General features: G+C 67.3%; 17 protein-coding genes. 13 read left to right on the top strand and 4 right to left on the bottom strand.

Translation table 11 applies throughout. The annotated features are described in order from the left end of the window. Nucleotides 1-10: 10 nt before the first annotated feature. Nucleotides 11-1027, bottom strand: a complete 1017-nt coding sequence (locus DEBA_RS03210) for a TRAP transporter substrate-binding protein (RefSeq protein ID WP_013257471.1) — start codon at nt 1025-1027, stop codon at nt 11-13. 434 nt (nt 1028-1461) lie between these two features. Between DEBA_RS03210 and DEBA_RS03205 the strand changes: the two genes are divergently transcribed. The 6 genes from DEBA_RS03205 to DEBA_RS03180 all read left to right on the top strand — a co-directional run bounded on the left by DEBA_RS03205 (nt 1462) and on the right by DEBA_RS03180 (nt 9352). Then, nucleotides 1462-1707: a FeoA family protein gene (locus DEBA_RS03205; protein WP_013257470.1), complete on the top strand. Its 246-nt coding sequence runs from the start codon at nt 1462-1464 to the stop codon at nt 1705-1707. Further along, nucleotides 1707-3848 (top strand): ferrous iron transport protein B, encoded by a 2142-nt coding sequence (gene feoB, locus DEBA_RS03200; RefSeq protein ID WP_013257469.1) that lies wholly within the window; start codon nt 1707-1709, stop codon nt 3846-3848. Before DEBA_RS03205 ends, feoB begins: the two co-directional genes overlap by 1 nt. Before the next feature lie 5 nt (nt 3849-3853). After that, a complete protein-coding gene (locus DEBA_RS03195) occupies nt 3854-4036 on the top strand; it encodes a FeoB-associated Cys-rich membrane protein (RefSeq protein ID WP_043813623.1) in 183 nt (60 codons plus the stop codon). Nucleotides 4037-4293: 257 nt separating this feature from the next. Next, nucleotides 4294-5445, top strand: a complete 1152-nt coding sequence (locus tag DEBA_RS03190; RefSeq protein ID WP_013257467.1) for an ABC transporter substrate-binding protein — start codon at nt 4294-4296, stop codon at nt 5443-5445. Beyond that, the gene (locus DEBA_RS03185) at nt 5411-6580 is read left to right on the top strand and encodes an ABC transporter substrate-binding protein (protein ID WP_013257466.1); all 1170 of its coding nucleotides are present in this window, start codon (nt 5411-5413) and stop codon (nt 6578-6580) included. The genes DEBA_RS03190 and DEBA_RS03185 overlap by 35 nt, the downstream gene beginning before the upstream one ends. A gap of 165 nt (nt 6581-6745) precedes the next feature. After that, nucleotides 6746-9352 carry an ATP-binding protein gene (locus DEBA_RS03180; protein WP_013257465.1) on the top strand — a complete coding sequence of 869 codons (2607 nt, stop codon included), beginning with the start codon at nt 6746-6748 and terminating at the stop codon, nt 9350-9352. Nucleotides 9353-9361: 9 nt separating this feature from the next. On the opposite strand, the gene DEBA_RS03175 is transcribed toward DEBA_RS03180, so the two are convergent. Beyond that, entirely contained in the window at nt 9362-9985 is a 624-nt protein-coding gene (locus DEBA_RS03175; RefSeq protein ID WP_013257464.1) for a TetR/AcrR family transcriptional regulator, read from the bottom strand. Between the two features lie 483 nt (nt 9986-10468). On the opposite strand from DEBA_RS03175, the gene trpD reads away from it, so the two are divergent. The 7 genes from trpD (at nt 10469) to DEBA_RS16755 (ending at nt 19828) form a co-directional block, all read left to right on the top strand. After that, complete coding sequence (gene trpD, locus DEBA_RS03170; protein ID WP_013257463.1) at nt 10469-11506, top strand: anthranilate phosphoribosyltransferase; 1038 nt, start codon at nt 10469-10471, stop codon at nt 11504-11506. Nucleotide 11507: 1 nt separating this feature from the next. Then, entirely contained in the window at nt 11508-12305 is a 798-nt protein-coding gene (trpC, locus tag DEBA_RS03165) for an indole-3-glycerol phosphate synthase TrpC (protein ID WP_013257462.1), read from the top strand. Continuing rightward, entirely contained in the window at nt 12302-12919 is a 618-nt protein-coding gene (locus tag DEBA_RS03160; protein ID WP_013257461.1) for a phosphoribosylanthranilate isomerase, read from the top strand. Before trpC ends, DEBA_RS03160 begins: the two co-directional genes overlap by 4 nt. Then, nucleotides 12873-14099, top strand: a complete 1227-nt coding sequence (gene trpB / locus DEBA_RS03155; protein ID WP_013257460.1) for a tryptophan synthase subunit beta — start codon at nt 12873-12875, stop codon at nt 14097-14099. The genes DEBA_RS03160 and trpB overlap by 47 nt, the downstream gene beginning before the upstream one ends. A gap of 2 nt (nt 14100-14101) precedes the next feature. Further along, on the top strand, nt 14102-14914 hold the full coding sequence (gene trpA / locus DEBA_RS03150; RefSeq protein WP_013257459.1) for a tryptophan synthase subunit alpha: 813 nt from the start codon (nt 14102-14104) through the stop codon (nt 14912-14914). A 217-nt stretch (nt 14915-15131) separates the two neighbouring features. Continuing rightward, nucleotides 15132-16415 carry an EAL domain-containing protein gene (locus tag DEBA_RS03145; RefSeq protein WP_013257458.1) on the top strand — a complete coding sequence of 428 codons (1284 nt, stop codon included), beginning with the start codon at nt 15132-15134 and terminating at the stop codon, nt 16413-16415. Nucleotides 16416-16543: 128 nt separating this feature from the next. Continuing rightward, nucleotides 16544-19828, top strand: coding sequence for a PAS domain-containing protein (locus tag DEBA_RS16755; protein ID WP_013257457.1), 3285 nt, complete (start codon nt 16544-16546; stop codon nt 19826-19828). On the opposite strand, the gene DEBA_RS03135 is transcribed toward DEBA_RS16755, so the two are convergent. Further along, the gene (locus tag DEBA_RS03135) at nt 19825-21246 is read right to left on the bottom strand and encodes an MBOAT family O-acyltransferase (protein ID WP_013257456.1); all 1422 of its coding nucleotides are present in this window, start codon (nt 21244-21246) and stop codon (nt 19825-19827) included. The genes DEBA_RS16755 and DEBA_RS03135 overlap by 4 nt on opposite strands. Further along, nucleotides 21243-23003, bottom strand: a complete 1761-nt coding sequence (locus DEBA_RS03130) for a pterin-binding domain-containing protein (protein ID WP_013257455.1) — start codon at nt 23001-23003, stop codon at nt 21243-21245. The genes DEBA_RS03135 and DEBA_RS03130 overlap by 4 nt, the downstream gene beginning before the upstream one ends. Between the last annotated feature and the right edge of the window lie 165 nt (nt 23004-23168).

Here is a 23168-nt window from a genome sequence, read left to right as displayed (position 1 = left end):
CTGATCCTTTCTATTTGGCGGCGTTGTGCTTGGCCAGGGCCGCCTGGGCCGCGCTCACGATGGCCTTGCCGTCAAAGCCGCGCTCGTCCATGGCCTTGGCGTATTCGTCGAGCACCGGCTTGGCCGCCGCGGCCCAACGGGCGCTTTCGGCCGCGTCGAGGGCGATGTCCTTGCGGCCGGGCAGGCTCAGGAAGTACTCCAGGCCGGCCTCGTCGGCCTTGTCCCAGGCCGCGGCCGATTTGGCGATCCACTCTTGGTTGACCTGGCGCACGGTGGCCTTGACGTCCTCGGGCAGGGCGTCCCACTTGGCCTTGTTCATCACCACGAAAAAGCCGGTGGTGTAGGCCACGGGGAACGAGGCCGTGCGATAGGAGACCACCTCGCCCAGCTTCCAGCCCAGGTTGGATTCGGTGGGGTGGACCGAACCGTCGACGGTGCCCCGCGACAGGGCCTGGTAGGATTCGGGCATGGCCATGGTCACCGGCGTGCCGCCCAGGGCCTGCACCAGCCGGGCCGACGAGCCGTGGGAGCGGATCTTCAGGCCCTTCATGTCCTCCAGCTTGGCCACGGGCTTGTCCTTGGTGAACAACAGGCCCGGCCCATGGGCGTGCAGATAGAGCACCTCCACGCCGTCAAGCTCCTTGGGCTTGAGCTGGGCGTAGACCTCGTTGATGACGGCGGTGGCCGCCTGGCCATTCTGGTAGCCCAGGGGCAGATCCACCACCTCCATCACCGGGAAGCGGCCGCGAGTGTAGCTGAAGCAGCCCATGGCGATGTCGGAAAGGCCGGCGGTGACGCCCTCGAAGGCCTGGGGGGCCTTGGTCAGGGTCTGACCGGGGAAGTACTGCACCCGCAGCTTGCCGTCGGTGCGCTTGGCCACCTCGTCACACCACTGCTGGGCCAGCACCGATTGGGCGTGGGTGGGCGGGAAAAAATTGCTGTAAGTCAGGGTCTGCTGGGCCTGGGCCACGCCGCACGCGCCGGCCAGCATCAGGGCCGCTACAAAAACCGCCAAACGTTTCAACATGATATCTTCTCCATGGTCGCCCATGGCGCGGCCAAGCCAAGCCCGTGGCTTTTTGGGCCCGCGCGGACGAACGTCTTCGCTGGTTGGTGAAAAAAGCTAGTAAATTGTCTGGGTTAAATAGTTTCAGCCGCCCAGCGGCTGATAGTAATAATAATAGCGGTAGAGGCAGAGACAATTATGTAGGCTGGCGTTGTTCATGATCGGTTTCGCATGACTCCCGGAACATTGACCGTTTGTGACGGTAGCACAGCCGGGCGCGCCGCGCCAAGAAAAAAACGCGCGCCTTGCCCCGTCGGCCGGCGGCGCGTAAACTTTCGTCAGGTCAAACAAGCTTGACAGCATCCAACGATGGGTTAATTTATACGCCGCGTCGCTCGAGGGGGGCCAAACATCACCACGACCACGGGCGGCCAGAAGGCCGCCGGAGAAGATCGATGAACGACAACCCCACCCTGCGCACCCTGGCCCAAGGCCAGTGGGCGGTGGTCACCAAGCTGACGGCCAAGGGCGAATTGGGCCGGCGTCTGCGTGACATGGGCCTGGCGCCGGGCGCCAGGTTGCAGATGATGTGCCGCGCGCCGCTGAAGGATCCGGTGGAGATCAAGCTGCGCGGCTACAACTTGACGCTGCGCAACAACGAGGCCGACCACGTCTTTGTCCAGCCAGAGGAGCAAGCCTGATGGCCGGCGGCAAGATCGTCGTGGCCCTGGCCGGCAACCCAAACGCCGGCAAGACCTCGCTGTTCAACGCCCTCACCGGCGCGCGCCAGCACGTGGGCAACTACCCCGGCATCACCGTCGAAAAAAAATCGGGCCAGGCCCAGCGCGAGGGCCAACTTTTCGAGATCGTCGACCTGCCCGGCACCTACAGCCTCAGCGCCTATTCGCTCGAGGAAGTCGTCGCCCGCAACTTCATCATCCAAGACCGGCCCGACGTGGTCGTGGCCGTGGTCGACGCCTCCAACCTGGAGCGCAATCTTTATCTGGCCGTGCAGATCATGGAACTGGGCGCGCCGCTGGTCGTGGCCCTGAACATGATGGACCTGGCCGAATCGCGGGGGCTCAAGATCGACGCCCAGCGCCTGACCGACCTGCTGGGCGCGCCGGTGGCGCCCTTGGTCGCCCGCACGGGCAAGGGCCTGGACGGGTTGCTGCGCGCCGTGGCCCAGGTGGCCGCTCAGGGCGCGCCGTGGCGGCCGCTGGAGATATCCTACGGCCCCGACGTGGACGAGGCCATCGTGCGCATGAGCGCCTGTATCGCCGCCCACGGGGCCGGCGCGGGCCAGGGCCTTTCGCCGCGCTGGCTGGCCGTCAAGCTCCTGGAGCGCGACGCCGAAGTGCAAAAGCTTGTCGGCCAGACGCCGGGCCTGGCCCAACGCCTGGAGGCCATCCGCGAGGGCGTGGCTCGGCACATCCAGGCCACCCTCGACGACGACGTCGAAGGCGTCATCGCCGATTATCGCTATGGCTTCATCGGCAGCATTTACCGTCAGTGCGTCACCGAGCCCCGCGTGCAGCGCCTGGAGATGAGCGACCAGATCGACAAGGTGCTGCTCAACCGCCTGTTCGGGCCGCTGTTTTTGCTTTTCGTGCTCTATGCGGTCTATCAATTCGTCTTCTGGGCCTCCGAGACGCCAGTGGCCTGGCTGGAGGCCGGTTTCGGCTGGCTGGGCGACATGGTCGCGGCCCACGCGCCGCCGGGGGTGCTGCGCGAGATGCTCATCAGCGGCGTCATCGACGGCGTGGGCGGGGTGATGGGCTTCGTGCCGCTGATCATGCTGATGTTCCTGGCCGTGGCTTTCCTGGAAGACTCGGGCTACCTGGCCCGGGCGGCCTTCCTGCTCGACCGGGTGCTGCGGGCCTTTGGCCTGCACGGCAACTCGGTCATCGCCCTGATCGTCGGCGGCGGAATCACTGGCGGCTGCGCCGTGCCCGGCGTGATGGCCACGCGCACCCTGGCCGACCCCAAGGCCCGCCTGGCAACCATCCTCACCGTGCCGCTGATGAACTGCGGAGCCAAGCTGCCGGTCTACGCGGTGTTGACGGCGGCCTTTTTCGGCCAACGCCAGGCGGCGGTGATGTTCGGCCTGACCATCGTCAGTTGGTGCCTGGCCCTGCTGGCCGCCCGGCTGCTGCGCTGGACGATCCTGCGCGGCCGGAGCGCGCCGTTTGTCATGGAGTTGCCGCCCTACCGCCTGCCCACCGCGCGCGGCCTTTTGATTCACACCTGGGAGCGCACGTGGCAATATATAAAGAAAGCCGGCACGGTGATCTTGGGCATCAGCATCATCATGTGGGCGCTGATGACCTACCCCGGCCTGCCCGACGACCAGGCCGCCGCCTGGCGGGCGCGCATCGACGCGGCGCCCAGCCAGGAGACGGGCGAGCAACTGGCCGGCCAGATGGCCCAGGCCGCTCTGGCCAACTCGGCGGCCGGCCGCATGGGCCGGGGCTTGGACGCCATCATGGCCCCGCTGGGCTTTGATTGGCGGGTCAACGTGGCCCTGGTGGGCGGCTTCGCGGCCAAGGAGGTCATCGTCTCGACCCTGGGCACGGCCTACAGCCTGGGCCAGGTCGAGGCCGACGAGCCGCTGGGCCTGGCCCAGCGCCTGGCCGCCGAACCGGGCTGGAGCCCGCTGACGGCGTTGACGCTGATGATCTTTGTGATGGTCTACGCGCCGTGCCTGGTGACGGTGGCGGTGATCAAAAAGGAAACGGCCTCGTGGCGCTGGGCGCTTTTCGGCCTGGCCTACACCACCGCCCTGGCCTACCTGCTGGCCCTGGCGGTGCATCAGGGCGGCTTGGCCCTGGGCTTGGGGTGAGAACCATGTGGCAGACGATCGTCGTGGTCGTGGTGGTGGCCGTGGCCGTTTTCATGGTGGCCCGGCGGCTGTGGAACGAATCACGGGAAGGTTCGTGCGGCGGTTGCGAGGGCTGCCAAGCCCCGCCCGCCGCCAGGGGCCACGCCCCCGACGACGCCGCCTGCCGCGGCTGCGATAAAAAACACTAGCCCGCCGGCGGCCGCCCCGGGGCCACCGCATCTTCTCCCCCCCAAAAAAACAACTTTGCCTTTCCGCGCCGACCGCTGGCATAATCCAAACAATCGGGCGTGGGGTGGTCTACCCCTTTGCGATCGCTCAACGCCTTGGTTTGTCAAAACCGGCCCGCCCCAACCCGGCCGGCGGCCTCGTCACCGCCACGCCAGCGTCGTCATCATGAAAATCGTCGCCAACCCGGCGAACGGCATGGGCATGTGAAGCAGCAACGATGAAAACAACCAGCACACGCATCCCTCGCGCCGGCTTGGTCCTGGCCCTGGCGGGGTTGATCGTCATGTTGGCGGCCGCCACGGCGGCTTGCCGGCGCGGAGAGGAACTGATCATCGGTTTTTGCGGTTGCCTGGTGGGCAAGACGGCCGACCTGGGCGTGCCGGCCCGCGACGCGGTGACCATGGCCGTGGAACAGCGCAACCGGCGCGGCGGCGTGGCCGGCCGGCCGGTGCGGCTGCTGGTGGCCAACGACCAGCAGTCGCCGGAGACGGCCGTGCGCGCCGACCAGGGGCTGATCGACGCCGGGGCCGTGGCCATCATCGGCCACATGACTTCCGATCTGACCACTGCGGCCCTGCCCCTGATCAATCGGCGGCGGGTGGTGCTGCTCAGCCCCACGGCCGCGGCCTCGACCCTGGCCGGCCGCGACGACTATTTTTTTCGCCTGCGCCAGGGCAACAGCGGCGAGACCGACGCCGTGGCCCACTACGCGGCGCTGGTGGCCGGCGTGCGCCAGGTGGTGGTGGCCGTCGAATGGATCAATCGACAATACACCTTCGACTGGGCCGAGCGCTTTGACGAGGCCTTCATCCGCCACGGCGGGCAAAAAATCAGCCGCCACGTCTTCAGTTCCAACCCTCGGCCAGATTATCGTATTATAATAAAAGACATAATGGCCCAAAAGCCCCAGGCCGTGGCCATCGCCGCCGACGCCGCCGACGCGGCCATGCTCTGCCAGCAACTGCGCAAACACGGCTTCGTGGGCATGATCATCCTGGCCGGCTGGGCCATGACCCCGCTTTTGGTGCAACACGGCGGCATGGCCGTCGAAGGCGTCGTGGCGGCCCTGCCCCACGTCGACGACGCCAACAACGCCAAGTGGCGGGCCTTCGTGGAAGGCTTCGTGGCCAGGTTTGGCTACGAGCCCAACTTCGCGGCCATGCACGCCTTTGACGCGGCCCAGCTTTTGTTCGCCGCCGCCGAGAAAGCGGCGCGGCGCGGCGGCGGCCTGAAGGAGGCCCTGAACGATATCCGGCGGCTGGACGGCCTGCAGGGGCCGATAGAGTTGGATCGATATGGCGATGCGAGCGGCCGATTCTGGCTCGAGACAATCCGTGAAGGCAAACTGCGCGTCATCCGGCGGGGTTGAACGCCTCTGGCGGCTGGTGGCGCTGTGGCTGACTCTGTGCCTGCTGCCGGCCTGTGGCGAGGCCCCGGAGCCGATCAAGATCGGCTATTGCGGCACCCTGACCGGCCGGGGGGCCGACGCGGGCGTGGTCGGCCGCGACGCGGTGATTTTGGCGGTGGAGCAGATCAACGCCCGCGGCGGCGTGGCCGGCCGGCGGCTGGAGCTGTTGGCCCGCAACGACGGCGGTGACGAGGAAACGGCGCGGGTGATGGATCAAGAACTGCTGGACGCCGGCGTGGCGGCGGTGATCGGTCACATGACCAGCGACATGACCGTGCCCGCCGTGGCGACCTTCAACCAGCGTCGCGTGCCCCTGATCAGCCCCACCGTCAGCCTCAACGCCCTGGTGGGCAAGGACGACTACCTGTGGCGCATGCGGCCGGCCAACGCCCAACTGGCCAAGATTTTGGCCGCCTACGCCCGCGACGTGCTGGGCCTCAAACGCCTGGTGGCCATCGTCGATCTGGCCAACGCCGCCTACACCCGCGACTGGATGGAGTCGTTTTACCGAGAATTCACCAAGGGCGGCGGCCAGATGGTCGAACGCATCGAGATCGAGGGGGCCCTGGGCGGCTACGCCATGGCCGCGGCGCGAAAGGCCCTGGCCGCCAAGCCCGACGGCCTGACCATGGCCGCCAACGCCCTGGACGCGGCCTTCATCTGTCAACAAGTGCGCAAAATGGGCTTCAAGGGCCCGATCATGTTGGCCGGTTGGGCCCTGTCGCCGGCCCTGGCCCAGCAGGGCGGCGCGTCGGTGGAAGGCGTGATCACCAGCGAACTGGCCTGCCTGCCCGAGGCCCAACCACGTCTGAAACGCTTCGAAGCGGATTTTCACGGGCGCTTCGGATATCAGCCCTCGCTGACCGGCGTGCACAGCCACAACGCCGTGCAATTTCTGGCCCTGGGCCTGGAGGCCTCGTTGTCGCGGAAGCTGAGCCTCAAGCAGGGCTTGCAAAGCGTGGGCCTGATCAACGGCCTGCTGGGGCCCATCACCATGGATCGCTACGGCGACCCCACGGCCGCGCTCCAGTTGCAGGTCGTGCGCGACGGCCAGTTGGCGCCGCTGGTTCCCGCGCCGCCGGCCGGCCGTGACTGAATTTTCGTTTGTCTTGCAGAGATCATTGTAATATGAAGAAATAGCATGTAGACGCTTGCCCCGGACCAACAAGGCCGTTTTTCGCGCGGCGCGCGCCGTGCGCTCCGGCAGCGCCGGCCTTGGCGTCCAAGATGAATCCAAACGCCGATGCGGAAACAACTTGCCATGGCCAAGCGGCTACGTCTCAGTCATTTACTCCTGCTGTTCATTATTTTGATCGGCTTTGCCCCGCTGGTCCTGATGGGCTTTCTCGGCCATCGCACCACCCAGGCCATGCGCGACGACATCGCCTACCGCAACCTGGCCCTGGCCCAATCCCTGGCCGGCCAAGTCGACTCACTCTTGATCCGCGCGCGCGACCAGCTCTTGGAGTTGCAGGGCAACATCGCCCACGGCGGGCTCGTCTCCGCCGGCCAGATCGATCGCTACCTGTCTTCCAAGCTGACCCATCACCCAGAATTATTCAACATGATCATGGTCTTGGACGCCAATGGCCTGGTGACCAACCTGGCGCCATACCACTTCGACCTGCTGGGCATAGACTGGTCCAACCATGCCGCGTTCCAACAGGGCTCGGCCGAGCGAAGGCCGGTGTGGTCCAGCACATTCATCTCGCCGCGCACCGGCAGCCCGACCATGACCATGAGCCTGCCCCTGGACGACGGCGTGCTGGTGGGCTACCTCAACCTGGCCAAGCTGTCGCACATCGCCGCCCAAATCGACCTAGGCCCCGGCGGCTACGCGGCGGTGGTCGACCAAAAAGGCACGGCCATCGCCCACACCGACCCCACTTTCGTCGATGAACAGCGCAACCTGAAGGATCTGTCCATTTTCAGCGAGGCCGTGGCCGGCCACAAGGGCGTGTTCAGTTTCGAGCAAAACGGTCGGCCCATGCTGGGCAGCGTGGCCCTGGCCCCCCTGACCGGCTGGCCGGTGGTGGTGGCCCAGCCCGAGGACAAGGCCTTCGCTCCGGTGCGCGAGATGAGCAACCTGACCTTGGGCAGCATGATGATCGTGGTGCTTTTGGCCACGATGATCGGCCTGTGGAGCATCTGGCTGGTGCAGCGGCCCATCTCGTGGCTGGCGGCCAACGCCGCCCGCGTGGCCGGCGGCGACGACAACTTCACCCCGCCGGCCGGCAAGTTCCGCGAGTTCGACGACCTGACGGCGTCGTTCACGGCCATGGCCCGGGCCATCCACAGCCGCGAGGAGGCCTTGCGGGCCAGCGAGGAGCACCTGCGGGCCATCGTCCAAGGTTCGGCCGACGCCATCGTCACCATGGACATCCAGCGCAACATCACCGACTGCAACCGCGCCTTCCTGGAGCAGTTCGGCTTCGACGCCCAAGAGGTCATCGGCCAGTCGGTGGCCATGATCCACTCCAGCCAGGCCAGCTATCAGACCTTCGGCGCCAAGGTCTATCCCCAGGTGCTGCGTGACGGCTCGTGGCGCGGCGAGTGGAGCTTCGTGCGCAAGGACGGCGAGCCGGCGCCCATGGAGACGGCCATCTCCACGCTGCTTTCGCCCACGGGCAAGGTGGCCGGCTACGTGGCCCTGATGCGCGACATCAGCCGCCGCCTGCGCGACGAGGCCGAGCGGGCCCGCCTGGAAGTGCAACTGCGTCATTCGCAAAAAATGGAGGCCATCGGCACCCTGGCCGGCGGCGTGGCCCACGACTTCAACAACATCCTCCAGGCCCTGCACGGCTACGTGCAGATCATGACCGCCTCGGCGGGCCTGGGCGAGGTCGACAGGCAGCGCCTGAGCCAGATGGACCAGGCCCTGGAGCGGGCTTCCAGCCTGGTGCGCCAGTTGCTCACCTTCAGCCGCAAGGTCGACGCCGAACTGGGACCGGTGGATCTGAACTTCGAAGTCCGCCAGAGCGTGGCCCTGCTGGAGCGCACCATCCCCAAGATGATCGCCATCAGGCTGGACCTGGAGCCCGAGCCGCGCACCATCAGCGCCAACCCGATCCAACTCGAGCAGATCATCCTCAACCTGGCGGCCAACTCCCGCGACTCCATGCCCGAGGGCGGCACGCTGACCATTCGCACGCGCAATCTTTGCCTGGAGCACGAAAAAACCGTCTCGGACCTGGCCCTGGAGCCGGGCGACTACATGACGCTGTGCGTGGCCGACACCGGCCACGGCATGCCGCCCGAGGTCATCCAGCACATTTTCGAGCCTTTTTTCACCACCAAGGGCATCGGCGGCGGCACGGGCCTGGGCCTGGCCACGGTCTACGGCATCGTGCGCGGCCATCACGGGGCCATCGAGTGTCAAAGCAGCCCCGGCCTCGGCACGGCCATCACCATCTACTTCCCCGCCGCGCCGCCCACGGCCAAGGCCGTCAGTCCCTCCGGCCCAGACAACGCGCCGCCGCCTCGCGGCAACGAGACGATTCTGCTGGTCGATGACGAGGACTCGGTGGCCGAGGTGGCCCAGGCCATCCTCGAGGACCACGGCTACGCCGTGCTGCGGGCGGCCAGCGGCGAACAAGCCCTGGAGCTTTACGCCGCCCGGGGGCACTTCATCGATCTGGTGCTGTTGGATCTGGGCATGCCCGGCATGGGCGGCCGTCGGGCCCTGGAACGGCTGCTGGCCCTGGACCAGGCGGCAAAAGTGATCATCGCCAGCGGTTACGCGGCCCTGGACGAAAAAGCCGTCACCATCGACAAAGGGGCCCTGGCCTACATCCAAAAGCCGTTCCGGCTGGTCGAGATGCTCAGAACCATCCGCCGGGCCCTGGATGGCCAGGACCGAGCGGTCTGAACGCCCCGCCTATTTTTTGGCCCACAAGCGGAACGTCTCGGCGGCCAGGTCGCTCAGGCGCAGGATGTGCCGCCTGGCCTCGTCCAGGTCGCGGCCGGGATAGTTGCGGAAGGTGATGACGATGCCGTTGATGGCCGCAAACATCGCGTGCGAGAGCAGGCGCAGGTTTTCGGTGACGCCGGCGCTTTTGAAGGCGTCCTCGAAGACGTTGAGCAGGTGCCGCTCGGTCTGGTTAAAGCGCTCCAACGCCTCGGGCTTGATCTGCGCGCCGACCATGAAATAGGTCATCATGCGAAAAAACGACTCGTTGTCGATCAGATAATGAGCCAGCACCTTGGCCACGCCCACCAGCGGATCGCCCAGGTTGTGGTTGTCGGCCATGTAGCGGTCGAACTCGGCGGCGATCATCTGGCTTTCGCGCATGAACGCCTCGATGAACAGGTCGTCGCGGTCGGCGAAATAACGATAGAGCGAGGCCGCGCTCATGCCCGCCTCGGCGGCGATGTCGCGCATGCCAACCTGGCGGAAGGGCATGCTGGAGAAAAGGCGCACGGCCGCGTCGAGGATCAGGTTGCGCCGGGCCTCGCGTTCTTCCTGACGCAGCTTTTCCAGGGTGTTTTTTGTGTCGGACATTAGGTTTTCTTCCAAAAGCTGTGACAAAGTATCTTCATAATATAGCAACACAAGTAAATTTCGGCAAACACGGTTTAGCATCGCCGCCCCGCGCCGCCCCCGTCAGAGCCAACCACCGGCCAAGCCGGCCAAATTGCAGCCAGCGTATGAATCGACAATGCCGCCCCGCGCCGCCTCGGATCGGCGCCGGGCGATTTTTTTTGCCGCGCGCCGCGCTTTGCCGCCATTTTCCCTTGACGCGCCCGTCGGCTTGGATAAAATGTATACCGTATACAAACTTTGGAGGCCATCGATGACCAACACGACCCGCGACATGGCTTGGCGCAACTGGCGCGTTCGCTGGCGTCGGCGCGGCCGTGGGCCTTGTTGGGTCTGAATTCCTCCCGCACAGGGTTCATCCAGCCGCGGACGCCGCCATCGGGTCCGCGGCTTTTATTTTTGGGGCGCGGCAAAAAGGCTCTCACACACACGCCGAGGGATAAAATGATAAAAACAGCCATCGCCAAGGCCATGGCCGGGCAAAACCTGAGCGAAGACGAGATGACCCAGGCCATGGACCAAGTCATGGAGGGCCGGGCCACGCCGGCGCAGATCGGGGCGTTTTTGGTGGCGCTACGCATCAAGGGCGAGACGGTGGAGGAGATCGCCGCCGCGGCCCAGGTCATGCGCCGCAAGGCCACGGCCGTGCCCAGCCAGGCGGCGGCCCAGGGCCGGCCGCTGGTCGACACCTGCGGCACCGGCGGCGACGGCGCGGGCACCTTCAACGTCTCGACCACGGCGGCTTTCGTGGTGGCCGGGGCCGGCTGCAAGGTGGCCAAGCACGGCAACCGGGCCGTTTCCAGCTCGTGCGGCAGCGCCGACCTGATGGAGCGCCTGGGCGTCAACCTGGACCTTTCGGCCGAACAGGTCGGCGTCTGCCTCGATGAAGTGGGCATCGGCTTTTTGTTCGCGCCGGCCCTGCACGGGGCCATGAAACACGCCATCGGCCCGCGCCGCGAGCTGGGCCTGCGCACGATCTTCAACGTCCTGGGCCCGCTGACCAACCCGGCCGGGGCCACGGCCCAGGTCATGGGCGTCTTCGATCCGGCCCTGACCACGCCTCTGGCCCACGTGCTGGGTCGCCTGGGCTGCCAGAGCGCCTACGTGGTCCACGGCCAGGGCGGCTATGACGAGATCACCATCACCGGCCCCAGCAACCTGGCCCACCTTTGCGAAGGCCGGGTCAAGGAGCTGACCCTGCGGCCCGAGGATCTGGGCCTGACCGCGGCCTCGGCCGAGGCGATCACCGCCCGGGACGCCGCGCACAGCCAGAGCATCAGCCTGGGCGTGCTGCAAGGTCAATCCGGCCCGGCCCGCGACATGGTCTTGCTAAACGCCGCCGCCGCCCTGGCCGCCGCCGGCGCGGCCGATGGCCTGGCCGATGGCCTGGCCCTGGCCGCCAAGAGCATCGACGAGGGCGCGGCCCTGGCCAAGATGGAGCAACTGGTGGCCTTCACGGCCCAAACGGGAAAGGCCGCCTGAGATGAGCGATTTTCTTGCCCGCATGCTGGCCGTGAAGGCCCAGGAGGTCCGCGCCCTGCACGCCCGGCCCGACGTCGCCGAGCTGCGCGCCCAGGCCCTGGCCATGGCCCCTGGCCGCGATTTTCTGGCCGCCCTGCGCGCCCGGCCCGGCGCGGCCATCATCGCCGAAGTCAAAAAGGCCTCGCCCTCGCTCGGCGACATCAACCCCGCCGCCGATCCGGCGGCCCAGGCCCGGCTTTACGCCGCCGGCGGCGCGGCGGCCTGCTCGGTGCTCTGCGACGCCAGCTATTTCAAGGGCTCGCTGGCCGATCTGGCCGCCGTGCGCGCGGCGGTGGACCTGCCGCTTTTGGCCAAGGACTTTCACATCGACGAGTTGCAACTGGCCGCCGCCCGCCTGGCCGGGGCCGACGCGGCCCTGCTCATCGCCGCGGCCCTGTCGCCCCAGCGCCTGGCCGCTCTCTACGCCGAGGCCCTGGCCCTGGGCCTGACCCCGCTGGTGGAGGTTCACGCCGCCGAGGAGCTGCCCGCCGCCTTGGCCCTGGACCCGCCGTTGATCGGCGTCAATAACCGCAACCTGGACACGCTGAAGGTCGATGTGCAAACGGCGGCGCGCCTGCGGCCCATGATCCCGGCCCATGTGCTGACCGTGGCCGAGAGCGGCGTGAGCGGCCCGGCCGACGTGGCCCGTCTGCGCGCCGCCGGCCTGGACGCCTTTTTGGTGGGCGGGGCGCTGATGGCCGCCGCCGACCCGCTGGCGGCCTGCGCGGCGCTGCGCCAAGCCGCCGAGGCCGCCCGATGAGCACGCGCGTCAAGATCTGCGGCCTCACCAGCCTCGAAGACGCCATGGCCGCCGTGGCCGCCGGGGCCGACGCCCTGGGCTTCGTGCTGGCCGATAGCCCGCGCCAACTGCGGCCCGACCAGGTCCGCCACATCGTGGCCCAGTTGCCGCCGCTGGTGGTCACGGTGGGCGTGTTCGTGAACGCCGCCGTGGCCGAGGTGCAAAACGTGCGCGATTTTTGCGGCCTGGACATGGTCCAGCTCCACGGCCCAGCCAACCAGGCCGCCGACCGCCTGCTGGGCGGGCCGCGCCGCGTCATCCGCGTCGTCTCGGTGGGGCTGGATCAAGCCCCCGACCCCGCCGCCCACCCCGAGGCCGCCATGCTCCTCGACGCCAAGGTCCAGGGCCTGGCCGGCGGCACGGGAAAAACCTTCGACTGGCCCCTGGCCCTGGCCGTGGCCCAGAGCCGGCCGATCATCCTGGCCGGCGGCCTCAACCCCGATAACGTTCGCTTGGCCATCCAGACCGTCAAGCCCTTCGCCGTGGACGTCTCCAGCGGCGTGGAAGCCCAACCTGGGAGAAAAGATCATGCCAAACTTGCAAGATTCATCCAAAACGCCCGCGCCGCGCTCTGAGCTGCCCGACGCGCAAGGCCGTTTCGGACGCTTTGGCGGGCGCTTCGTGCCCGAAACGCTGATGCCGGCCATCCATGAACTGGAGGCGGCCTACGCCGCGGCCAAGGTCGATCCGACCTTCCAGGCCGAGTTGGACCAGCTTCTGCAAGACTACGTCGGCCGCCAGACCCCGCTCTACGAGGCCAAGCGCCTGAGCGCCCATTACGGCGGGGCGCGCATTTTCCTCAAACGCGAGGATCTGGCCCACACCGGTTCGCACAAGATCAACAACGCCCTGGGCCAAGCCCTGCTGGCCCGGCGCATGGGCAAGATGCGCATCGTCGCCGAGACCGGCGCGGGCCAGCACGGCGTGGCCACGGCCACGGCCTGCGCCCTACTGGGCATGGAGTGCGTGGTCTGCATGGGCGAGGTGGACATCGAGCGCCAGGCCCTAAACGTCACGCGCATGAAGCTCTTGGGCGCCAGCGTAAAACCCGTCAGTTGCGGGGCGCGCACGCTAAAAGACGCCGTCAGCGACGCCATGCGTTATTGGGTCACCAACCTGGCCGACACCCATTACATCATCGGCTCGGTGGTGGGCCCCCACCCCTACCCGGCCATGGCCCGCGACTTTCAAGCGGTGATCGGCCGCGAGACCCGCGCCCAGATCGTCGAAAAAACAGGCAAGCTGCCCGATGTGCTGCTGGCTTGCGTGGGCGGCGGCTCCAACGCCATGGGCATGTTCCACCCCTTCATCGACGAGCCCGGCGTGCGCAAGATCGGCGTGGAGGCCGGCGGCCTGGGCCTGGACAGCGGCAAGCATTCGGCCTGCCTCGGCGCCGGCCACGACGGCGTGCTGCACGGGGCCTTGATCCGCCTGCTGCAAGACGCCTGGGGCCAGGTGCTGGAGGCCCACTCCATCGCCGCCGGCCTGGATTATCCCGGCACCGGCCCGGAGCACTGCCACTTCCAGGCCGCCGGCCTGGCCGAGTACGCCTCGGTCACCGACCAGGAGGCGCTGGAGGCCTTCAAGCTGCTTTCGCGCCTGGAGGGGATCATCCCCGCCCTGGAGAGCAGCCACGCCCTGGCCCACCTGAAACACGTCGCGCCGCGCATGCCCCAGGATTCCATCATCGTCGTGTGCCTTTCGGGACGCGGCGACAAGGACGGCAGCCAGACCGCCGCCCTGATCGAGGAGTAGCCATGAGCAGGACGATCGCCCAGGCCTTTGCCCGGGCCAAACAAGAAAAACGCGCCGCCTTCATCCCCTTTGTCACCGGCGGCCTGCCCGACGCCCAGGGCTTCGCCCGGCTGCTGCTGGGCCTGGAGCAAGCAGGAGCCGACATCATCGAGGTGGGCCTGCCATTTTCCGACCCCATGACCGACGGCCCGGTGATCCAGGAGTCCAGCCAACTGGCCCTGGACCGGGGCGTCACGCCGGGTTCGCTGCTGGCGGCCCTGGCCGAGCTGAGCCCCAAGCTGCAAACGCCCATCGTGATCATGAGCTATTACAATCCCATTCTGCACATGGGCCTGGAGGAGTTCGCCAGGCGGGCGGCCCAGAGCGGCGCGCGGGGCCTGATCATCCCCGATCTGCCGCCCGAGGAGGCCAAGCCGTGGGACGCGGCCGCCAACGCGGCCGATCTGGACACGATATTCCTGGCCACGCCCACCACCGATGACCAGCGCCTGCCCCTGGTGCTGGCCCAGTGCCGGGGCTTTTTGTACTATGTCTCCATGACCGGCGTCACCGGCGCGGCCCTGGAGGTGGGCGGGCCGCTGCTGGAGCGCCTGGCCCAGGTGCGGGCGGCCTCGCCGCTGCCGGTGGCCGTGGGCTTTGGCGTGGGCACGCCCGAACAGGCCGCGGCCCTGGCCAGGCACGCCGATGGCGTCATCGTCGGTAGCGCCATCGTGCGGCGCATGCTCGCCGCCGCCGACGCCGCCGCCGGCGTGGACGCGGCCCTGGATCTGGCCGGCCAATTGGCCCGGGCCATCGCCCAGGCCGGCGCGGCCTAAAGTTACGCCGGGGTATCACTTGTAAGACGATCTTACAAAAAGGTAACGCACGCCAACAGACCACCGCCTCGCCGGACCAGGGCGCGGCCGGCAAAAACCAAGTAAGCGGTGGGCCTTATCGGAAACGCATCCCGATGGCCCGCCGCTTGCATTTGTTGGCGGCCAGGCTCCGCGCAGAATCGGCACAACCCCAACGGCAACCGGCGGAAAGACCCTCGTGAACGGCCAAGCCCCCCAGCAGCAACGCCCGCAACCCCGGCCAACGCCAGGTTTGTCGCCCGCCGACGTGGCGGCGATCATCGAGCGCGAGTTGGTGCGCAGCCACTATCAGCCCGTGGTCTCGATGATGGCCCAGGCCGTCATCGGTTACGAGGCCCTGGCCCGGGCCAGCCATCCCTTCACCGGCCAACCCGTGCCGCCGCCCGAGCTTTTCCGGGCGGCGCGCGCTTGCGGGTTGCTGTTGGAACTGGACCGCCTCTGCCGGCGCAAGGCCCTGGAGGGCTTCCGCGCCCTGCCCCGGCGGCGGCGCGATCAGGTCGTTTCAATCAACTTCGAGGCCTCGCTGCTGGACCAAGGCGTGGCCGGCTCCAACCACCTGCTGCGCGCGGTGGAGGCCGCCGGGCTGGACCCGGCCACGGTGGCCATCGAGATCATCGAGTCCAAGGTGCGGGACATGGACTCGCTCCAGCGCTTCGTCGAGACCTACCGCGCTCACGGCTTCGTGCTGGCCCTGGACGACGTGGGCTCGGGCCACAGCAACCTGGAGCGCATCGCCCTGTTGAAGCCCGACGTCATCAAGATCGACCGCTCGCTGGTCCAAGACCTGGACCGGCACTTCTACAAGCAGCAGGTGGTGCGGGCCCTGGTGGCCCTGGGCCACAGCATCGGCGCGCTGGTGCTGGCCGAGGGCGTCGAGCGTCAGGAAGAGGCCATCGCCGCCCTGGACATGGGCGTCAACCTCTTGCAGGGCTATCTGCTGGGCCGGCCGTCGGAGGACGGCGGCGCGGCAAATGGCGCATCGCGCGGCGAAATAGGCGAGTTGGCCGCCTGCCTGCGCCAGCACGCCATGGCCAACGCCGTGCGCAGCAAGGAGTGGGGCCGCCGCCTGGAGCAGGTCGAGAGCAGCCTGCTGGCCATGGTCAGCGGCGTGGCCTTGGCCGACATCGAGGCGCGGCTGCGCGAGATGATCCGCGTTCATCCCTGGCTGGAGTGCGTCTACGTCCTGGACGAAAACGGCCGCCAGGTCAGCGAGACGGTCTGCGCGCCCCACAAGATCAACTATCGCGGCCAGGTGCTCTACCGCCCGGCCCCCAAAGGCGCCGACCAGTCGCTCAAGCGCTACTACCTGCTTTTGGGCGCGGGGCTGGAGCGCTATGTCTCCACGCCCTACATCTCGATGGCCTCGGGCAACCGCTGCGTTACCGTCTCGTCGTGGTTTCACGCCGCCGACGGCCGCCGCTTCATCCTCTGCGCCGACTTCGACGCCGAAACCCTGGAATAGCCCGGAAACTTCTTTCCTTTGCGCGCGCGGCCGTATTAGAATTCGGCCAATGTGGCCCAGCGGCCGGGTCGGTCCTTGCCGTGGCGCCCAGCCGTGATTCAGCGAAAACGCCAACTTGTTGATTGGCCATGGCCGCCGACCGCAAAGACCGAGCCGCCCCTTTCGTCGAGCCGATGAGCTTCGGCGATTTCCTCAGCGCCTTCGAGGCCATCAGCCTGGGCGACGGCGCGGTGGTGCGAACGATCCTGGCCAAGAGCCGCGTGGTCCGTTCTTTCCTGGAAAACCTGCCCCTGGGCATGGCCCTGTTGGACCACCACCCGCGTTATATCCTCGCCAACCAGGCCATGGCCGACTTCAACGGCCGCTCGCTGGCCGATCACCCCGGCCTGGGCGTCGGGCAGTGCCCGCCCTGCGGATCGCGCCTGGCCGCCGAGTTCGTCCGCCAAGCCCTTGGCCAGGGCCTGGCCATTCACGACTGCCGCTTCGACGGCCCCGACGACCAACCGCCGGAGCGGCGGCGACAGTATCAGGCCTCGATCTTCCCCATTTTCACCAGGGACGGCGGCATCGACGGCGTGGGGATTTTGGCGGCCGACGTCACCATCGAACGCCGAGCCCTGGCCGACCTGCGCCGCTCCGAGGAAAAACACGCCCGCGTCTTCGCCGAGGCCACCGACGGCTTGGCCCTGGTCGATCGCCAAAGCGGCGTGGTCATCGATTGCAACCAGGCCCTGGCCAAGCTCGTCGGCCGGCCGCGCGCCGAGATCATCGGCCGCCATCAGCGCTTGCTGCATCCGCCCGAGGATTGGCAAGACGACTTTTCGCTGTCCTTCCCCCGCCTGGGTCGACCGCCCAGCCGCGGCCCGGTCCTGCTGCGCCTGCAGTTGGCCGACGGCCGCATTGGCCAGGCCGAGGTGCGCTCCAGCGTCTTCGAACTGGACGGCCGTCAGGTGGCCTTGGGCGCCTTCCGCGACATATCCGATCGCCTTGCCGCGCAAAAAGCGACCAATTTCAATGAAATGCGCCTGGAGGCCCTCTTTCGCCTCAGCCAGATGACCCAAGCCACCGAGCAGGAGATCTATGACTTCGTCGTCGACGAGGGCGTGCGCCTGACCGAATCGCAATACGGCTATTTGTATCTGCTCGATGAAAACGAAACGGCCTTCGCGCGGCGCGTCTGGTCGGAGACGGCCCTGCGCGACTGCCAGATCTTCGACGCCCAGACCTTCGGCCCCCAACCCATCGCCCAATCGGGCATCTGCGCCGAGGCCGTGCGCCAGCGGCGACCGGTGGTCATCAACGACCACGCCGCCCACCCCCTCAAGCGCGGCGCTCCGCCCGGCCATCTGCCCCTGCGCCGCCACATCCACGTGCCGGTCATCGACCAGGGCCGCATCGCCGCCGTGGCCGGCATGGCCAACAAGGACCAGGACTACAGTCATGCCGACGTGTTGCAGTTGCAGCTTTTGATGAACGGCATGATGGCCATCGTCCACCAGCGGCGGGCCGAGGCCGCCCTGCGCGAAAGCCGCCGGGCCTTCAAAAACCTGGTGGAAAACCTGGCCGACGTCATCTGCCGCTGGGACAACAAGGGCCGCCTGGTCTACCTGAGCCCGGCGGCCGCGCCCCACCTGGGCGCGGACCTGCAACGCCGCCTGGGCAAGACCATGGCCGAGCTGACCTGCAACAGCGACGTGGGCCTGCACTGGCAAGAGCAAATCGACCGCGTGCTGCGACTGGGCCAGCCGGCCGAGGGCGAGATCGAGCTGGACCTGGAGGCCGGGCCACGCATCTTCAACTGGCGCCTGTTTCCCCAGCGCGGGGCCACGGGCCAGGTCGAGGCCGTGGTCTCCATCGCCCGCGACATCACCAAACTGCGCCTTTCCGAGCGCAACTATCGCATGATCTTCGACGGCATGCTCGACGGCTTCGCCCTGCACCGCATCGTTTGCGACCAAGGCGGCCGGCCCGTGGACTATGTCTTCCTCGACGTCAACCCGGCCTTCGAAGGCATGACCGGGCTCAGGGCCGCCGACATCCTGGGCAAGAGCCTGCGCCAGATCATGCCCCAGGCCGAGGATCATTGGGTCGAGACCTACGGTCAGGTGGCCCTGACCGGCCGACCGGCCCGCTTCGAGAGCTACGCCGCCGCCCTGGACAAGCACTTCGAGGTGGTGGCCTTTCGACCGCGGCCAGGCCAGTTCGCCTGCATCTTCCAAGACGTCACCGAGCGCCGCCGGGCCCAGGAGCAGCAGGCCAAGCTGGAGCGCCAACTGCGCCAAGCCCAAAAAATGGAGGCCATCGGCGCGCTGGCTGGCGGCATCGCCCACGATTTCAACAACATACTTTCGGCCATGAACGGCTACGCCGAGTTGGCCCTGGAGGATCTGCCGGCCGGGCATTCCTCGCGCCAATGCCTGGAGCAGGTGCTGCGGGCCGGGGCCAGGGCCAAGGGCCTGATCCGCCAGATCCTCGGTTTCAGCCGGCCCAGCGACGAAACGCGCCGGCCGCTACGGTTGGCCACGGTGCTCGAGGAAGTGCTGACGCTTCTGCGCTCGTCGCTGCCGGCGACCATCGAGATCATCCAACGCGTCGAGGCCGCCGACGAACTGGTCATGGCCGACCCCACCCAGATGCATCAGGTGCTGCTAAACCTCTGCACCAACGCGGCCCAGGCCATGGAGGGCCAACGCGGCGTGTTGGAGCTGGGGCTGGAGGCGGTGGAGTTGGGCCTGGGCCAACGCCTGCCGGCCGGTCGATGGCTGCGCCTGAGCGTGCGCGACAGCGGCCGGGGCATGGATCAGGCCACTCTCGCCCGCATTTTCGAGCCCTTTTTCACCAGCCGCAAGGCCGAGGGCGGCACGGGCATGGGCCTGGCCGTGGCCCATGGCATCGTCACCAGCCACGGCGGGGCCATCGAGGCGCGCAGCCGGCCGGGACAGGGCTCGTTGTTCGAGATATATCTGCCGGCCCTGGCCGAAGCGGCCCCCGAGCCACCCGACGAGGCGGCCCAGCGCGCCGCGCCCAGCGGCGGCGAGGCGGTCTTGTTCGTCGACGACGAAAGGCCGCTGGTGGACGTGGGCAAACGCATGCTCGAGCGCCTGGGCTACCGGGTGACGGCCACCCAATCGGCCGACGAGGCCCTGCGCCTGTTCAGCGCCGACCCGGCGGCCTTCGACCTCTTGATCACCGACTACACCATGCCCGAGATCACCGGGGCCGAACTGGCCCAACGGGCCATGGCCCTGCGGCCGGATTTGCCGGTCATCCTCTGCACCGGCTACAGCGGCCAGATCTCCGAGGCCGACGCCCTGAACATGGGCATCAGGCGCTATCTGCTCAAGCCCGTCACCGCCGGCCAACTCTCGGCGGCCATCCGCCAAGCCCTGGGCCAACCGCCGGCCGAGGCCTAAAACTGAAAATAGATGAACGTGGCCGAGTCTTGGCCGCGGAAGATCAAAATGCCCATGAACAGCGCCGAGGCCAGGCAGGCCCGCGTCAGCATGGCCATCTGGCCGGGGCCGCCGCCAGAGCCAAGCTTGGCCTCCAGCCAGGCGTAGGCGGCCTTGAGCCACAGGGGCAACGAATAGACGCCGACCAGGGCCAGCAGGTACTGAGCTATCTCCACGTCCTCGGGCGGGCCGGCCGCCGGGCGGAGGGCCAGATGCGTGGCGATCCACTCCAGGCCGTTGGACTCGCGGAAGAGCATCCAGCCAAAGACGATCAACACGAAGGTAGCCGCCACCTTCAGCGGCAAAAGCAGGCGGCCCAGCCGCGCCGGCAAGGCCGGGACGTAGGTTTTGTAGAGGCGCTCGGCCAGCACCAGCAGCCCGTGATAACCGCCCCACAGCACAAAGTTCCACGACGCGCCGTGCCACAGGCCCGAGAGCAGAAAGGTGATGAGGATATTGCGCGCCCCGCGCCACGGCCCGTGGCGGTTGCCGCCCAGGGGGATGTAGACGTAGTCGCGGAACCAATAAGACAGCGACATGTGCCAACGCCGCCAGAAATCGCCGATGGAACGCGAAAAATAGGGATTGTCGAAGTTGTTGACCAGCCTGAAGCCCATCATCCGCGCCGCGCCCCGGGCGATGTCGGTGTAGGCCGAGAAATCGGCCAGGATCTGCACGGTGAAGGCCAGCGCGCCCGTCCACAGCAGATAGAACGTGGGATCCTGGATGGCGAAGGCCTTGTCGGCGATGGGCGCGACGTTGTCGGCCACCACCAGCTTCTGGAAAAAGCCCCAGATCATCAACAACAGGCCGCTGTAAAGGTTTTCGACGCTAAAGGAGCGCTTTTGCTCCACCTGGGGCAGCAGGTGGGCGGCCCGCTCGATGGGCCCGGCCACCAACTGCGGGAAAAACGAGACGAACAGCGCGAAATCGAGAAAATCGCGCCGGGCTTGCAGCTTGCCGCGATAAACGTCGATGGTGTAGCCGATGACCTGGAAGGTGTAGAACGAAATGCCCACGGGCAAAAATATCTGCAAAGTGGTTTCGGCGGTGGGCAGGCCGGCCAGGCTGAGCAGGGCCGCGACGTTATCGATGAAAAAATCCAGATACTTATAAACGCCCAACACGCCAAGGCTGACGACAAGGTCCGCCGTCAGGATGAGTTTTCCCCGCCAGCGCCAGCGCTCGATGGCCAGGGCGGCCAGATAGTTTACGCCCGTGGCCGCCAGGATCAGGGCCAGAAACCAAGGGTGGACGTAACCGTAAAAAAAATAGCTGGCCACCAGCAAAAAGACGTTCTGCCCACGGTGGGGCAACAGCCAGTAAACCGTCAGGACGATGGCGAAAAAGGCCAAAAAGTCTAGGCTATTGAACGTCATTTGAAGAAGTGCCCGATGCGCTTGAACATGTTTTCGGTCCAGCGGGTGCGGCGATGGTCATAGCCGATGTGGTCGCCCGCGCTGTAAAGATCTTCGGTGATGTTGGGGTCGTAGAGGAAGTCGTGATATAATATGCCGTTTTTCTTGCAAAAATCCGCAACAGCCGCCACAACCTTGCTCACGTCGTCCGGCTGGCGCTGGCCGTGGAAGGCGTTGAAGCGGCGGTGCTGAAAGTGCAGCAAGATCAACTGGACGCCATTTTCCTTGGCTAGGCGGGCAATCTCGGGCAGGAACGACTTGCCGCGCAGGGCCGTGGCGGCCAAGTTGGCGTCGGGCTTGGGGCCAGGCGGCGGCGGATTGAACACGCCCGGCCGCAGGTGGCCCAGGTCAAAACGGCCGTTGACGGCGCGCCGCCAGTGCACCGCGCGCAACTCCATTGGGTAGGCGTCGACCCACGGCGGCGGCACGGTCAGGCGCATGGCCGCGTCGGCCAGCCATTCCGTCAGTTCGAAGGAATAGTTGGACACGCCCAGCCAGCGGCGCAGGGCCATGTGCAGGGCCTCGCGGGGGCTGGGGTCATCCAGGCAGCGCTGTTTGAACAGCGGATCGAAATCCATGCTGTCGGGGGTCATGCTCTCGATCTGGCGGCGGTCCCACTCGTTGACAAAGCCGCGCCTGATCCAGGGCATGTCATAGTCGCCGAACATCATGATCACATACTTGGGTTTGTGCCGGGCCTGGCAGACGTAATAGCGAAACATCAGGTACCACAGGCGCTGGCTGGTGCCGGCGTACCATTTCAGCTCGACCGGCCGACCGCCCAGGAGCTGGCTCAGGCGCGGGGCGTCGATGCGCGAGCCGGTCATGGAGTTGCCGATGGCCACCACGTAGGGCCGTTTCTGGTTCAGCTCGTCGAGCCACTGGCGGTCGAAGGGCACTTTGACGCCGGGGTTGGGCAGCAGCGCCGCCGGCGCGAAGACGATGGCCAGCACCAGCGCCAGCATCAGGCCCTGGGGCAGGCGCCAGTTGGCCCACGGCCGCCAGGCCCGCGCCCAGCGCCCAAAGCGCACCGCCAAAGGCCAGGCCAAGCCGGCCCAACGCGGCAGGCGCGCGGCCACGGCCAAACCAGCGCCCAGCCCGGCGAGCAGCAGATAGGCGTCGTAGGCCAGCAGCAGCCGACCGCCGGCCAGAGGCATAAGCGCCGCGGCCAGGCAGGCCGCCGCCGGCGGGGCCAGGGCCAGTCGCCTGGGCCAGCGTCCCGGCGCGCTAGCCGCCGCCAGGCCCATGATCAGGGCCAGGGCGGCCAGCAGCGGAATCCGCCACCAGGCCCACTGGCTGCCACGTTGGTCGTGGCCGGGCAGCAGAATCGTCACCCGCGGAAAATGCGAATTGCGGCCGCGATAGTTGCGGGCCTGATACTTGGCCAATTCGATGGCCTGGGGTCCGGCGTTTTTCAGCCACAGCGGGCCGGCCAGGCCTTGCGGGCAAAGAAAAAAGGCTCGTTTGCCCTCTATTTTCCACGGCTTGACCGTGGCTTGCGCCGCATCGGCCAAGCGCAGCGAGCGGGCCTGGCCGTCCTGTTGGGTGAGGGCCACCAGCAGCCACTGGCCGTCCAGCGGCTCGTCGTGGACAAAGGCCAGCTCCAGGCCCTGGCCAGGGGCCAGGGTCACGTCCACGCCCGAACCGCCGCGCAGGCCGTCCACGGCCACGGCGCGATTGTCGGGCCCCAGGCAAAAGATGGCCAGCGTCAGCAGCATGATCGCCACGGCGACGTGGAGCCATGGCGACGGATGTGCTTTGGCTTCGGTCATAGATTTCGTGCGCATACGGGCAGGCCCACGAACAACGACGGCCGACGTTTGTCGTCAGCCGCCAACTCGTGAGATAAATACCACAACCGCCACGGAAGCGCCAGCGGGCAT

It is taken from the genome of Desulfarculus baarsii DSM 2075 (assembly GCF_000143965.1).
In the GTDB taxonomy this organism is placed as follows: domain Bacteria; phylum Desulfobacterota; class Desulfarculia; order Desulfarculales; family Desulfarculaceae; genus Desulfarculus; species Desulfarculus baarsii.
The sequence above is the reverse complement of the archived record's forward strand: the minus strand, read 5'-3'. Positions and strand labels throughout refer to the sequence as shown.